The organism is Desulfovibrio sp. Fe33, assembly GCF_028532725.1.
GTDB lineage: Bacteria > Desulfobacterota > Desulfovibrionia > Desulfovibrionales > Desulfovibrionaceae > Pseudodesulfovibrio.
Genome location: NZ_JAQKGU010000007.1, coordinates 77,009 through 90,186, shown reverse-complemented (window position 1 = coordinate 90,186; position 13,178 = coordinate 77,009). Strand labels below are relative to the sequence as shown.

Annotated in this window: 15 protein-coding genes; 2 read left to right on the top strand and 13 right to left on the bottom strand. The window is 60.5% G+C overall.

Annotated features, from left to right (window positions below):
* Nucleotides 1–7: 7 nt before the first annotated feature.
* The 8 genes from PSN43_RS10615 to PSN43_RS10580 all read right to left on the bottom strand — a co-directional run bounded on the left by PSN43_RS10615 (nucleotide 8) and on the right by PSN43_RS10580 (nucleotide 7,298).
* Nucleotides 8–544: a single-stranded DNA-binding protein gene (locus tag PSN43_RS10615; RefSeq protein ID WP_272700698.1), complete on the bottom strand. Its 537-nt coding sequence runs from the start codon at nucleotides 542–544 to the stop codon at nucleotides 8–10.
* A gap of 44 nt (nucleotides 545–588) precedes the next feature.
* The gene (locus PSN43_RS10610; RefSeq protein ID WP_272700697.1) at nucleotides 589–930 is read right to left on the bottom strand and encodes a hypothetical protein; all 342 of its coding nucleotides are present in this window, start codon (nucleotides 928–930) and stop codon (nucleotides 589–591) included.
* Nucleotides 931–957: 27 nt separating this feature from the next.
* Complete coding sequence (locus tag PSN43_RS10605; protein ID WP_272700696.1) at nucleotides 958–1,608, bottom strand: biotin attachment protein; 651 nt, start codon at nucleotides 1,606–1,608, stop codon at nucleotides 958–960.
* A 73-nt stretch (nucleotides 1,609–1,681) separates the two neighbouring features.
* Nucleotides 1,682–3,949, bottom strand: coding sequence for an acetyl-CoA carboxylase carboxyl transferase subunit alpha/beta (locus tag PSN43_RS10600; RefSeq protein ID WP_272700695.1), 2,268 nt, complete (start codon nucleotides 3,947–3,949; stop codon nucleotides 1,682–1,684).
* A gap of 2 nt (nucleotides 3,950–3,951) precedes the next feature.
* Nucleotides 3,952–5,379, bottom strand: a complete 1,428-nt coding sequence (locus PSN43_RS10595; RefSeq protein ID WP_272700694.1) for an ATP-binding protein — start codon at nucleotides 5,377–5,379, stop codon at nucleotides 3,952–3,954.
* A 2-nt stretch (nucleotides 5,380–5,381) separates the two neighbouring features.
* Complete coding sequence (locus PSN43_RS10590; RefSeq protein WP_272700693.1) at nucleotides 5,382–5,762, bottom strand: PilZ domain-containing protein; 381 nt, start codon at nucleotides 5,760–5,762, stop codon at nucleotides 5,382–5,384.
* Nucleotides 5,763–5,799: 37 nt separating this feature from the next.
* Nucleotides 5,800–6,546, bottom strand: a complete 747-nt coding sequence (locus PSN43_RS10585) for an OmpA/MotB family protein (protein WP_272700692.1) — start codon at nucleotides 6,544–6,546, stop codon at nucleotides 5,800–5,802.
* Nucleotides 6,543–7,298 carry a motility protein A gene (locus PSN43_RS10580; RefSeq protein WP_272700691.1) on the bottom strand — a complete coding sequence of 252 codons (756 nt, stop codon included), beginning with the start codon at nucleotides 7,296–7,298 and terminating at the stop codon, nucleotides 6,543–6,545. The genes PSN43_RS10585 and PSN43_RS10580 overlap by 4 nt, the downstream gene beginning before the upstream one ends.
* Nucleotides 7,299–7,388: 90 nt before the next feature.
* On the opposite strand from PSN43_RS10580, the gene PSN43_RS10575 reads away from it, so the two are divergent.
* The gene (locus PSN43_RS10575; protein ID WP_272700690.1) at nucleotides 7,389–8,228 is read left to right on the top strand and encodes a purine-nucleoside phosphorylase; all 840 of its coding nucleotides are present in this window, start codon (nucleotides 7,389–7,391) and stop codon (nucleotides 8,226–8,228) included.
* A gap of 62 nt (nucleotides 8,229–8,290) precedes the next feature.
* Entirely contained in the window at nucleotides 8,291–8,962 is a 672-nt protein-coding gene (locus tag PSN43_RS10570) for a FlgO family outer membrane protein (RefSeq protein ID WP_272700689.1), read from the top strand.
* Nucleotides 8,963–9,314: 352 nt separating this feature from the next.
* Here PSN43_RS10570 and PSN43_RS10565 read toward each other — a convergent pair whose 3' ends face one another.
* The 5 genes from PSN43_RS10565 to PSN43_RS10545 all read right to left on the bottom strand — a co-directional run bounded on the left by PSN43_RS10565 (nucleotide 9,315) and on the right by PSN43_RS10545 (nucleotide 13,089).
* Nucleotides 9,315–9,917: a 2-oxoacid:acceptor oxidoreductase family protein gene (locus PSN43_RS10565; RefSeq protein ID WP_272700688.1), complete on the bottom strand. Its 603-nt coding sequence runs from the start codon at nucleotides 9,915–9,917 to the stop codon at nucleotides 9,315–9,317.
* Entirely contained in the window at nucleotides 9,918–10,772 is an 855-nt protein-coding gene (locus PSN43_RS10560) for a 2-oxoacid:ferredoxin oxidoreductase subunit beta (RefSeq protein WP_272700687.1), read from the bottom strand.
* A 4-nt stretch (nucleotides 10,773–10,776) separates the two neighbouring features.
* Nucleotides 10,777–11,922 (bottom strand): 2-oxoacid:acceptor oxidoreductase subunit alpha, encoded by a 1,146-nt coding sequence (locus tag PSN43_RS10555; RefSeq protein WP_272700686.1) that lies wholly within the window; start codon nucleotides 11,920–11,922, stop codon nucleotides 10,777–10,779.
* A 5-nt stretch (nucleotides 11,923–11,927) separates the two neighbouring features.
* Complete coding sequence (locus PSN43_RS10550; protein WP_272700685.1) at nucleotides 11,928–12,215, bottom strand: 4Fe-4S dicluster domain-containing protein; 288 nt, start codon at nucleotides 12,213–12,215, stop codon at nucleotides 11,928–11,930.
* A gap of 235 nt (nucleotides 12,216–12,450) precedes the next feature.
* Nucleotides 12,451–13,089 carry a precorrin-8X methylmutase gene (locus PSN43_RS10545; protein ID WP_272700684.1) on the bottom strand — a complete coding sequence of 213 codons (639 nt, stop codon included), beginning with the start codon at nucleotides 13,087–13,089 and terminating at the stop codon, nucleotides 12,451–12,453.
* Nucleotides 13,090–13,178: the final 89 nt, after the last annotated feature.

Sequence of the window (13,178 nt, the reverse complement as noted above, 5' to 3'; positions counted from 1 at the left end):
GCCCAGGCTAGAACGGCACGTCGTCCATGCCGCTGGCCTCGGACGGGAAAGCGGGACCCAAATCCTCGTCTTCGTCCTGCCGGGGCGGGTTCTGCTGGTAGCCGTTCTGCTGCGGGGGACGATTCTGCTGGGGACGATTCTGCTGGTAACCGCCCTGCTGCTGATAGCCGCCCTGCTGCTGGTACCCGGCCTGCTGGCCGTCGGGAGCGCGGTCGAGGCCCTGAATATTGTCGGCCACGACCTCGGTCATGTAGCGATCCTGGCCGGAGCCCTGATCCTGCCACTTGCGGGTCTGGAGTTTGCCTTCAATCAGAACCAACCGGCCTTTGGCCAGGTAATTGCCGCAGAACTCGGCCTGCTGACGCCAGGCCACGATGTTGTGCCATTCGGTCTTTTCCACCCGCTGGCCGGTCTGCCGGTCCCGATACCCCTCGTCTGTGGCGATGGAGAACCTGCAACGGGCCTGGCCGTTGGGCGTATAGGACAACTCGGGATCACGCCCGAGCCTGCCGATGAGGATCACTTTATTCAAGCTGCCAGCCATTTCAACTCCTTACCTAACAAAAGTTCATCTTTGAAAATTCAATATCAAAATTTGGCCGCACTGTCTTCAAGTGCGTCCAAGGTGTCTTCCAGTTCATAGGTGAGCTTGTCCGCATCACCGGGACGCCAATCACCCAGGGCTTTTTCTATGGACAAACGCAGTTTGTCCGCCTTTTCGGCGTTTTCCCTGAGGACGTCGGCCTTATCGCCGGGAATGAGCCCGGCGCGCACGGCATCGAAGATCGCATCGGCCAGTTCCATAACGCCCTTTTTGGGGATGGCGGAACTGTCCTCCCAAGCCAGATTCCACAAAGAGGGCCAGGTCTTGCGTACCTCGTCCTCGCTGTACGTCCATGCCGACACCCGAATCTGCAGCAATCTGCCCATGCCGAACCTCCCGGTCTTGTGTTTTGCCTACACCTCTTCTTCCCACTCGCTCTGAATGCGGGCCACCACATCCTGAATGACAGAGAGCTGGTCTTCGGGACAGACGCCGATAAGGGGCTCGCCCTCGTCCACGTTTTCGCCCCGGCCGAAATAGACGGAGTAGATGATGCCCTCCGGCCCGGAATAGGCCAGCGGGGTTTCCCGCTTCATGCGGGACACAATGAGGAATTCCATGCCGTCGTGGACCTTGACGGAACGCTTGCCCGAAACCTTGAGTTTCTGGTCCACTTCCGGAACGAAATAATATTTGGCCCGCTCGGGAGCCCGGAACAGATACAGGGCCTCCTGCAGGATGAGTTCGATAACCTCTTTGCGGGTCATGTAATGTTTGATTGTCACAAGCGGCTCGCCCGCCTCGACGAACTGCCCTTCAAACCTCGTGTGCACGGCCTCGATGACGCCCTTCTCGGGAGCGAGGATGGGCTTTTCGTTCTTCTCGCGGGTCAGTTGCGCCAGCAGGGTGCCGGGTTTCTCCATGAACTCGCCTCTGGGGCCATGGACTTTTTCACCGGGCTTTACGGACGCGAAGGAGACCACGCCGGTGTGAGGGGCCCGAACCACGATCTCGCGGTAGGGCGAAGCCTTCACCTTATCAAGTAACTCTTTAATATTAAGCACTATTTTTCCTCTATTGCGATCTGATTCGTGTCTGTTTCAAACACGGGACACGATGGGGGGTGTCTCATAAAAATCAGCGATAGTAAAGGTTGCGCCCGCCCATGGTCAGGAGCGACTGATGGAGGTTTTTCTTGACCTCGCGGCGATCCCATATGCCGTGGATGTGGCCCCGCGACAGTGCGTGGTAGGCCTGATGGTAGTTGGGAGGCACCGCAGTGCCCGTGGTTTCGCTGATGACGCCCGGTCCGGCGAAACCGATGTTCGAGGATTGCACCGCGAACTGGTACGGCGAACAGCCGAGGAAGCTGGCCACGGGGCCGGCGTAGGAGTTGGTGTCGTAGAGCACCAGGTACAGGCCGCCCGCGTCGATGTACCTCCGCACGGCGATGGTGCAGCGCGGCATCTGGATGACGCCGTTGACGCCCTCCTGAATCCGAATGCCCGCCGTGCCGTGCACATAGGCGATGAACGGCTGCCGCTTGCGGGTGGCGCGTTCCGCCGCGCGGATGAACTTTTCGCCCTCGGCCGCCCCCACGGAACCGCCTCTGAAGGGCGCGCAAAGCACGGCCACCACGGTATCCACCTCCTCAATGGAGGTCTCGAAGGTGATGCAGGCGGACTTGAGGCCGGTCCGCTCCTTGGCCTTGTCCAGCTTGGTGTCGAATTTCTCGTAACCAAGGGGATTCACGGACTCCAATTGCCGGTTGAACTCCTTGGCCTCGCTGTAGCCGAAGACGTTCTCGAGATACCAGCGGTACTCCATGGGAAAATGATGGCCGCAGGAGGGGCAGACCCCAGCGAAATCGCCGAAGAGGTCCGGAACCCACAGGTCCGGACAATGATGAGTGCGGACGTTGGGACAGGAGATGGTGCGGTCCTCCTGGCTGCGCGGGCTGGTCCACGCCCATTCGCTGCCCACCAGACATGCGCCGTCCTCGGGGCAGGAAAGCCGGGTCAGCCTGTCCACCACGGCCACCCCCACCTTGGGCTGTTCCCCGTTATTGCCGGGGAGGACGCGATCCAGAGTCTTCTTCAGCGGCATGAACACCTTGTGACGGACAAGGTGCGCCTCGGCCCCGAGGTCCTCGAACATGGCGTTGAGCCGTTTTTTCTGACGCCCGAGCAGGTCGTAACGCAGGAAGGAATGGGCGGCCCAAACCGTCCCCTTGGTGGCGGCCACGGCACGGCTGACAACCCCGGTGCCGTCCAGACGGGCGTGGCGGCTCATGGCCCGGAACTTCCGCTGGCGCAAGTCCACCAGCCTGTCGAGCGCGGACGAAGACAGTGTCCAACGCATATAGATGGATTCGGCATCGTCGGTCTTGGAGGTGCGCACAGCCATGGCGCGATAGAGCTTCATGGACTTGACCGAGCTGACCACCTCGTTGGTGGTCTGGATAAGCTCGCGCCTCAGTTCATGGAAAAAGTCGTAATGATACGGGCGCGCGCCCAGCGGCGGTTCCTGAAGCACGCGGTCCACATAACCGTTCCGCAGATTGTCCTCGGCGGTGATGCACAACTGCCGGGCGCATTTTTCGATGAGCTCGGGAGTGGTCCGGTCGCCGCTGCGCAGCCCGGCCTCAATGGCCGCCGCGCCCTCGGGCGAGATCACGGAATAATAGCCATGGGAGAGCATGATCCTGCGATCGGCCAGGCCTATGGCCTCGGCTCCGCCCGAACCGCCCTCGGAAAAGACGGAAATGACAGGCACGCGCAGCCCGGCCAATTCGTAGAGGTTGCGGGCGATCTGCTGGGCCGCTCCGGGCCAGTCCTCCACGGGGTACGCACCCGGCGTGAACACGAAGGCGTGCACCGGGATGTTCTCGGTCTCGGCCACCTTCATGTAATGCAAGGCCTTCGCGTTGCCCCAAGGCTTGACCGAACCGCCGTTGCGAAAGGCCTCGCCGTGCCCCTTTTCCTGGCCGATGACCATGACCATCTGATTGATGACCTTGTCCCCCACCCTGCGCGAAAACACGGCGCGGGCGATGAGCATACTCGGGTCGATGTTGTACTCGCCCCGGCCGCCGATCTCCGTGTAGTTGTCGTAGACGTTCTCCAGAATGTCCTTGAGGCAGATTCGCTGGGGATGACGGACGATGCGCACCCGATCCATGGGGGTCAGGGTGGTGTCGAGTTTGCGCTCGGAAAAATCGAACAGATCCTCGATGCGCACGAGCTCCTCGCGCTTGGCCCCGCCCGGAATGGTCTCGTGGCGTTCCATGAGTTCGCCGAACTTGGCGGCCAACAGCCGTATGGACTCATCGTCGCGGTTGGCGAAGATGTCCTGTATGTAATGCAGCCGATCCCTCAGGCCCTGGATTCTCCGTTCCCTGTCCATACTCAGAACTCCAGAAGCCCGCCGGTTTTGGCCTTCAGATATTCGATATTGCTATAAAATTCATCTGAGGTGCTGCCGCACTTCCCTTCCAGAGCCAACTCGTCCAGGAACTGGAGGCCGCGCGCCTTGGCCTCGGCCAGATCATTGCCCCAAACAATGGCCAGGGCCAGGTTCGGATCGTATTCCATGGGAATCTCGTACTCGCGGTCCGTGGGCACGTGGGTATGAACCTGAAGCCAGTCGCGATCGCTCCACGCCAGACGCGAAATGGTCCCGGCGCACGGGGTGAACCTATTGGCCGTGTTCTCGGCCACCAACCGATACTCGATGCCGACGCCCTCGAAGGAAATGTCCTCCTGAGAGTAGCGCAACGGTTCGCCCAGGGCCAGGCGGATCTGCTCGGTGATGATGTCCACAGGCTGTCCGTTGACCCTCGAGATAACGGCCGACACGCCGTTCTCGACCTGAATGCGCGTATTGACCTCCATCAGGAACGGCTCGCCGCGCGGGGTGATGATCCACTCCCAGGTGCCCACGTTGTCGTAGCGGGTCTCGCGGGCCATGGCCAGGGAATGCTCGGTGATCTCCGACAGCACTTTTGCGGCGTCGAAGGTATAGGGAACCACGCCCGGCGCGAACCCGGGGGCGACCTCGATGCGCTTCTGTTTGCCGGTGGACTGGACCGAACAGTTTCGCGTGCCGAAATGCACGTGGTTCCTGCCGCCCCGCTCGGAAACCACCTGCACCTCCAGGTGGTTGAAATCGAAAATGCGCTGCTCGATGAGCACGCCCTCGTCGCCGAAATTGCGCTTGGCGTAATTGCGTATGCGCCGGAACACCGAGCGGAACTCGTTGAGGTCGCCGACTTCCTCGATACCCATACCGCCGCCGCCAGCCGAGGCCTTGACCATGATGACACCGTCCACGATGCCCTGGCTCGCCTGGAACTCGAACAGGCTGGAGGCGATCTCGTCGGCCTCTATCTCGCTGTACACGGGACGGTCGGAGCCGGGCACGGTCGGCACGTTCAGGGAACGGGCGATGCGCTTGGTGTTGATTTTGTCGCCCAGATCGCGAATGACCCACCAGGAAGGCCCGATGAACTCCATGGGGCGATCCCGCCGCAATACGCGACGGGCGAACCGGAAGTCCTCGGCAAAGAAACCATAGCCGGGATGTACGGCCGTGGCGCCGCTCGCGTCGGCAACGGAAAAAATCTCGTTGGCGTCCAGATAAGAAGAAATGGAGTAAACGGCGTCGTCGCCGGCCAGCTCCCGGGCAAGCCGCACATGGCCTGACGCCCGGTCCTCGGCCGTGCACAGGCAAACGAAATCGATTCCCAGGCGGCGGCACGCGCTCATGACCCGCATGGCTATTTCGCCTCGGTTGGCTATGAGGACCTTGTGGCGGTCGATGTCCTTGCGTTGCACCGTCAACCTTGCTCGCGTTTTTTCTTTTGCAGGGCTATACGTCTTTTTTGCACCTCAAGAACCAATTTGTCGAGCTTGATCTGCTTCTGCCGATCCAGGTCAACGAAATTGAACCCCACGACGCCGCCGTCATGCAGCCTCATGCACATGGCCAGGGCTCCGCCGATGAACAGCCTGTTCCGAATCCTCAACTCCACGTCATACATTTCCTTCTCGACAAACCGGCCGCCCTCCTCGCGCACGGCAACTCCCGTGGCGCTGAGGTCCAGCACGTCGTAGACCTGATCGAGGCCGGGGAACCGGGCGGTCAGGCCGGGCACGTTGGTACGGAAGGCCTTGCGCAGCCGCTCTTCTTCTTCAGGCAACCGAATGCTGAAATCCATTAGTATCCTCTCTGAAAAAATTAATGTCAGAGGCCGTCTACTTACCGGACACGCGCTTTTCAAGCACGAATTCGACCCGACGGTTCTTGGCCCGATATTCCGGCGAAGTGTTCGGGAAAAGCGGGTTCAGATAGGCCAGCCCCGTGGCCGTCAACCGGGTGGACTCCAGCCCCATGTCAAGCAGCTCGCGCAGGACGTTGACCGCGCGCATGGCCGATATCTCCCAATTGTCCTTGAACCGGGACCGGCCGCTGGGGCGGACGTTGTCCGTATAGCCGATGATCTTGATGTTCTGGTCCTTGTGCTTGATGAAAAAATCCTTGAGGTCGTTGACCAATTCCACGCCCCGGGGCGTGAGCTCCACCTGGCCGGACTCGAACATGACGTCGCCCGGCACGCGGAGGGTAATGACTCCGTCCTCGAAATTCGCGCTGACCAGCCCTTCCACGCCCTTCTTGGTCTGAAGCGTCTTGACCTCGGCGAAGACCTTCCGCTGGGACTCGATGATCTGACGCCGCATCAGGGCCTGATCGATGAGCACACCGGCTTCCTCCCTGCTTATCCTGCTGGTCGAAACCTTGTTCATCTTGCCTTGCAGGGCCTGCGTCACCGAAGAAAATGTCTTGGAAAACTTCTCGTTGTCCAGAGTGGACATGGAATAGAGCAGCACGAAAAAGACCAGCAACAGCATGGAGAGGTCGGCGAAAGTCGTCAACCACTCGGTGTTCTCCTCTTCATCGTCGCTGAAATCGAGGAGCAGATCGTCTTCTTCGTCGCGGCTCATCGATGCATCTCACGTTCCGCCGGGGCCAGGAAGGAGGACAGCTTCTCGTAGACCAGACGGGGGTTGTTGTTCTCAAGTATGGACTTCGCCCCCTCGAAAATGACCTCGAGGTGCAATTGCTCCTGTAAGGTGCGCGCCCTGAGCTTGGCCGCCATGGGGATGAAGAAGAGCGTGGACATGGCGGAACCGTAGAAGGTGGTCAGCAGGGCCACGGCCATGGCCGGGCCGATGGACTTGGGATCGTTGAGCTGGGAGAGCATCTGAACCAGGCCGATGAGCGTGCCCATCATCCCGAAGGCGGGAGCCAGAGCCGCCAGCCTCTTGAAGACGTCCTGCGCCACCTGATGGCGGCGGCGCATGGAATTGATCTCGATGGCCAGGGTCGTGCGGATGAGCGCGGGATCGGCGTTGTCGGCGATGAGTTGGCAGGACTTCTTGAGGACCATGTTCTCGGTCTGGACGTTCTCCAGGGCGACGAGCCCCTCCCGACGGCTGATCTCGGCCACCTTGACCATGATGTTGACCACGTCCCGAACCCGGTTCTTGCGTCCGACGAACATCTTGAACGCGGCCTTGAAGGACTGTATGATCTCCTCGAACGGGAAAGCCACCAGAATGGAGGCAAGCGTTCCGCCGACAACTATCATCATGCCGGGAATGTTGATGAAAACATCGACAGCCCCGCCGATGATGATGGCCCCGATGATGAGCGACAAGCCGACGGCGAGACCCAGTAGCGTCACGATATCCATAAAGCGTGCCTATCCTTCACAGTCTGATCGGTCCGTTTTGCGAAAACCCTCTCCCCCACCCGACGGCGCGTCCAAGCCAAAGGAGCCCAAATGGAATACCGGAAAAAGATACGACATTCTGCCGCATACATACATGAAAAGCTAGGCAAAATTCAAGCAGGTACCGTCGCCTTCGTCACGGGCACGGGCCTCGGCCCCCTGACCTCGGCCATCGAAGCCCCTGAAATCATCCCCTACGGCGACATTCCCCACTTTCCTGTTTCCTCGGTAAAAAGCCATGCGGGCCGTCTCATTTCGGGGTCCATTGAGGGTGTCCCTGTGCTCGCCCTGGATGGCCGGTTCCACCTCTACGAGGGATTCACCCCGCAGGAAGCCACCCACAACATCCGCGTGCTCGGCGAGCTAGGCATACGGACGCTGATCCTGACCAATGCGGTGGGAGCCCTCAACCCGTCCTTCGAAGTGGGCTGCCCCATGCTCATCGAGGACCACATCAATCTGACCGGCCTCACCCCCCTGCGCGGCCCGAACGTCGACGCATGGGGCGACCGTTTCCCGGACATGTGCGCGGTATACGATCCGGCCCTGCGCGGGCTGGCTGTGGAAAAGGCCTTGGAACTGGGCATCCGCCTGGAACGGGGCGTATTCATGCAGATCATGGGGCCGAACATGGAGACTCCCGCCGAAACCCGCATGTACCGGATCATGGGGGCTGACGCCATCGGCATGTCCACCTGCATGGAGGCCATCGCGGCGCATCACATGGGCATCCGCATCCTCGGCATCTCCTGCCTGACCAACAAGAACCTGCCCGACTGCATGGAGGAGGCCCCCCTCGAACGGGTCATCGCCCAGGCGGAGAAATCCTCGGCGGCAATGGTCAGGCTTCTGCGCGCCATCCTAAAGGAAATCCCGAAAACAGCCGAATAGCATTCGGGGCAACCGGCCCGAAACCATACATCGCCACAACCGCGACCCGGGACGACAACGACATGAACAAGACGGCCTTGAGCATATTGGCGGCAGCGGCCCTGCTCATCACGCAGGGATGCGGCAACCGCATGTGGGAAGACACCAAAGGGAGCACCACGGACGCGTTCAACTACGTGACCGACAATCAACCCACGGCGCAAGCCTACCACGACACGGCATCCGTGCCGATCATAGAGCTCAACTCCCGGGCCGCCGACACCCTCTACGCCAACGTGTCGAGCAATGAACTTTCCCCCAACTCCGCCGTGTTCATCTCGCCCTTCGACAACCGCAACGACCCCGCCGACAAGTCCGTATTCGGCAGGACCATGGCGGACCAGATCGCGGACCGGCTCGTGCAGCGCGGGGTCCGCATCACCGAAGGCGAACCCAACGCCACGGACTTTACCTACGCCTCGGGCGTCACGCCCAAAGACTACGACCATGCAGCCGGGCTGGCCGGCTCCTCCAGGGAACTGCCTCCCAGGACCGCCAGGCTCGCGGGCTCCTACGTCGTCGCCGACCAATACATATACATGACCGCCCGCGTCATTCGCCTGGTGGACTCCACCGTGATCTCGGCCCACAACTGGACTCTGCCCGTTACCGACAGCGTCCGCCAGATGCTCCCCCAGTTGGCCGAGCAAGACAGGGGCCTGACCCCCTCGGTCAAGACCTCTTTCAACAACTAGGCGAGTCTCCGGCGGCCTTCCTTTCGAGGCATGGACTCATGCGGCAAAGGCCGTCGCCAATCCTCAACTGTGCGGTGTCCCTTTGCGGGACAGGGGCATGAGAAAAGGGGATTACCCCTTTAAATTCCTGAAAATTCAAATCAGGCGTTGAAAGCCGCTTTGCGGCGATAGTCGGATGATTTCGCCTCCGGCGGGCAAGGGCTCGCACCCTTGCATCCCCAATTGCGCCTTCGGCGCGGGGCTTTTAGGTTCCGCGGCGTTCTGCCTCGAAAGCGGGAAGTTCAGTATGCAGGTCCCCCAAAAAAGGGACCCCGCGTCAGCGAAGCCCCTTTGTTGTTCATATCTCCATCCGTCATTCTTCGGATTGGTCGTCCGCGCTCCAGATTGCGCCCGCGTCCTCGCCCCATTGCTTTTTGGCGAGGCGATGGCCGAGATTGAAGGCCTTGGTGTTGACGGCCCTGATCTTGGCGGGAAGAACGGACTCCAGGCTTTTGCGCATGGTGGCCTGGTTTACGAACGGCAAAAGGAAGGAGAGCGCGCCCAGGACAACCGTGTTCATGGCCTGAACAATGCCTACCTTGTCCTTGGCCAGAGCCGTGAACGGCAGCCCGAGATACTGGTTGGTGGGCGGCTGCTTGACCAGATCGGACTCAAGGACCAGGATGCCGCCCTTCTTAAGATACGGGAAATAGGCGTTGCACGCCTCCTGGGACAATGCCACGAGCAGGTCCAGGCTTTCCGCCTTGGGGTAGCTGATGCGCTCCGAGCTGATGACCAGATCGCACTTGCTCGACCCGCCGCGCGCCTCCGGCCCGTAGCTCTGGGTCTGCGTGACGTTGTAGCCGTGCCCGAGGGCGAGCCCCTGCCCCATGATCTTGCCGAGCGTGATGATGCCCTGCCCGCCAAGTCCGGAGAAACGGATTTCGAACCGATCGAGTTTCTGTTGCGCCTTCATCTACTTGCCCCCCTTTGCGGGCCGCGCGAGGAAGCCTTCCTGCATGGCGTAGTAACGCTCCTCGAAGCCGGGCTGTCCGCGATCGACGAACACGCCGATGGGCATACGCCCCTCCCGCTTTTCCTCGGGCAGTTCGTTGTACCGCTCCACGGTGATGGCCGTGGACTTGAGCCACTTGTACATATCCACGGGAGTCTTGTACTTGTTTTTCCGGCCGTACTGGGTGTGACAGGGAGTAATGGCCTCGACCACACTGAACCCGGGACGCTCCAGGGCCTCGATCATGATCTTTTCCAGCCTGTTGACGTGAAAGACCGTGCCACGCGCCACGTAATTGGCTCCGGCCCCCTTGGCCAGCTCCACCGTATCGAAGCTGTGGTCCAGCTGCCCGTAGGGGTTGGTCATGGTGGTGGACCCTTCGGGCGTGGCCGGTGAGGACTGCCCGCCGGTCATGCCGTAGATGCTGTTGTTGAGGATCAGGGCCGTTACGCCGATGTTCCGCCGGGCGGCGTGGATAAGGTGGTTGCCGCCGATGGACAGGGCGTCCCCGTCGCCCATGAGCGCGATGACGTGGAGCTTGGGATTGGACATCTTGATGCCCGTAGCGAAGCTTAAGGCGCGCCCGTGGGTGGTGTGAACGGTGTTGAAATCCACATACACGGCGAGCCGCCCCGAACAGCCGATTCCCGCCACCACTACCACATCGTCCTTGGGAATGCCGAGGGAGTGAATGGATCGGATCAAAGTGCCCAGCACGATACCATGGCCGCATCCCGCGCAGAGCACATGCGGGAATTTCTTGTTGTGCCTCAGGTACTGATGAATGATCTCGTTTCCGGTGATGTTGTTGCTCATTGCGCTACCCCTGCATGATGACCTTGAAGATTTCCGAGGGAGTGACGATCTGGCCGTCCACGCGGTTGATGGTCCTGACCGCGGCATGGCCCATGTTGACCCGCTTCACCTCGCGGGACATCTGCCCCATGTTCATCTCGGGCACCACCAGGGTCTTGGCGTGGGCCAGAATCTTTTCCGTATGCCTGCGGGGATAGGGGAACAAGGTCATGAGCTTGAGCAGCCCGGCCTTGACGCCATGGCTGCGCGCCTGCTTCACGGCCAGTTCCGCCGAACGTGCCACGGAACCGTAGGCGATGACGCAGACGTCGCAGTCGTCGGTCATGATTTCCTCCACCAGTTGGATGTCGTAGAAGAACTGATCGATCTTGCGGTGAATGCGGTCCATGAGTTCGACCACCTCCTCGGGCCGCTGGGTGGGGAACCCGTTGCGGTCGTGGGTCAGGCCGGTGACATGGAAGCGGTAGCCCGAACCGATGGGCGGCATGGGCGGCACGCCGCGCACGGTCTCTTCATAGGGCCGGTACCACTCGGGCGGCATTGAGGGAATCGTGCGGGAAAAGACCTCGAACTCGCCTTCATTGGGAATCTCGATCTTTTCGCGGGTGTGGGCAGTGACCTCGTCCAGCAGCAGGATGACCGGAGTCCGGTACTTTTCAGCCATGTTGAAGGCGGTAATGGTCATGTCGAGACATTCCTGAACGTCGGAGGCGGACAGGACAATGATCGGGTGATCGCCGTGCGTGCCCCATCGGGCCTGCTGCACATCGCTCTGGGCTGGGCACGTGGGCAGCCCGGTGGACGGCCCGCCGCGCATGACGTTGACCAGGACCAGCGGCGTCTCGGCCATCACGGCGTAACCCAGGTTTTCCTGCATGAGGGAAAATCCGGGGCCGGAAGTGGCGGTCATGGCCTTGCGGCCGCAGAGGGAAGCGCCGATGACCGCGCCCATACTGGCGATCTCGTCCTCCATCTGCATGAACACGCCGCCCTCGATCTTGGGCAGGCTGGCGGCCATGATTTCCATGATCTCGGAAGAGGGAGTGATGGGATACCCGCCATAGAAGGAGCATCCGGCCAGCAGCGCCCCCTGGACGACAGCCTCGTTGCCGAGGGCGAAAATTTCCGTGCGTTTCTTTCGTCTGGGCATATAGCCTAAGCCCCCTTCCCGGCCGTTTTCTTCTTCGGCGGCAGGATTTCGGCGTCCTGTTCGGACAGACCATTGTCCATGGGTTCCTTGTGACTGACCACGATGGCGAAATCCGGGCAATGCAGCTCGCAGAAGCCGCACCGGATACAGTCCGCCTCACGCTTTACCACGGCCTTCCCATCCGGGCTGAGGTCGAGGACCTTGCCCGGACAAAATTCGACGCAAATGCCGCAGCCTTTGCACCAGTCCGGGTAAACGGTTACCTTGTTTTTACCTTTGTACTTTCTGGACATGGCTCCTTCCAGGGCTGATTTGAATTCTTCAGGCCGAACCTGAATCCGCTGAAACCGCTCTGTCTCGCACCCGTTGCGTACGGTACACAGCTGATTTTCTAACAGGAAATTTCGCCGTGTCCAAGGGTTTCGGAAATTCCTTTTTTGCCTTGCAAAAAACGCAGACGAAAAAACGCGAAATGCGCCCTCGGGGAGAACCCTTCAGGCGCATTTTTAAAAAGGAAAAAACGGAAAATCAGGCGGCGAGCACGGCCAGGGCGTTGACCACCGAAGCGGCCAGAGCACTGCCTCCCTTGCGCCCTTCCACGGAAATGTAAGGTATATCCCGGCTCATGAGCAGCGCCTTGGATTCGGCGGCGTTCACGAATCCCACGGGCATCCCGACAACAAGCGCGGGACTCGCGATGCCGTTGTCCACGTGCTCAACCAACCGGATAAGCGCTGTAGGCGCGTTTCCCACTACCCATATGTCCGGCCTCAATTCGCTCACCGCCACATCCACGGCAGCCTTCGCCCGGGTGATTCCCTCACGCTTGGCCCGCTCCGCGACACGAGGATCGTTCATCAGGCAATGCACCTTGCATCCCAGGGGATCGAGCCTGCGCACGGGCATACCGCGCCGAGCCATTTCCGTGTCGGTGACGATCACAGCCCCGTTACCAAGGGCATTGAGACCGTTGTCCACGGCCCGCTCGTGAAAACGGACCAGAGAAAGCATCTCGAAATCCGCCGTTGTGTGGATCATGCGGCGGACGATTTCCCACTGCGCCCCCTCGAAAGGACGGGGCTCCGGCACCTCCGAATCGATGATCCGGAAGGATTCCGCCTCGATGTCTTCGGGTTTTTGAAAATTCTGAAAGGTTATCTGCGTCAAAACGGCACCCTCCCGGTACACATTTTCATCATTTTCTCATTCTTTTTTACGCAAAAATGAAACGATCCGGAACGCTTTTCATTCGTTTT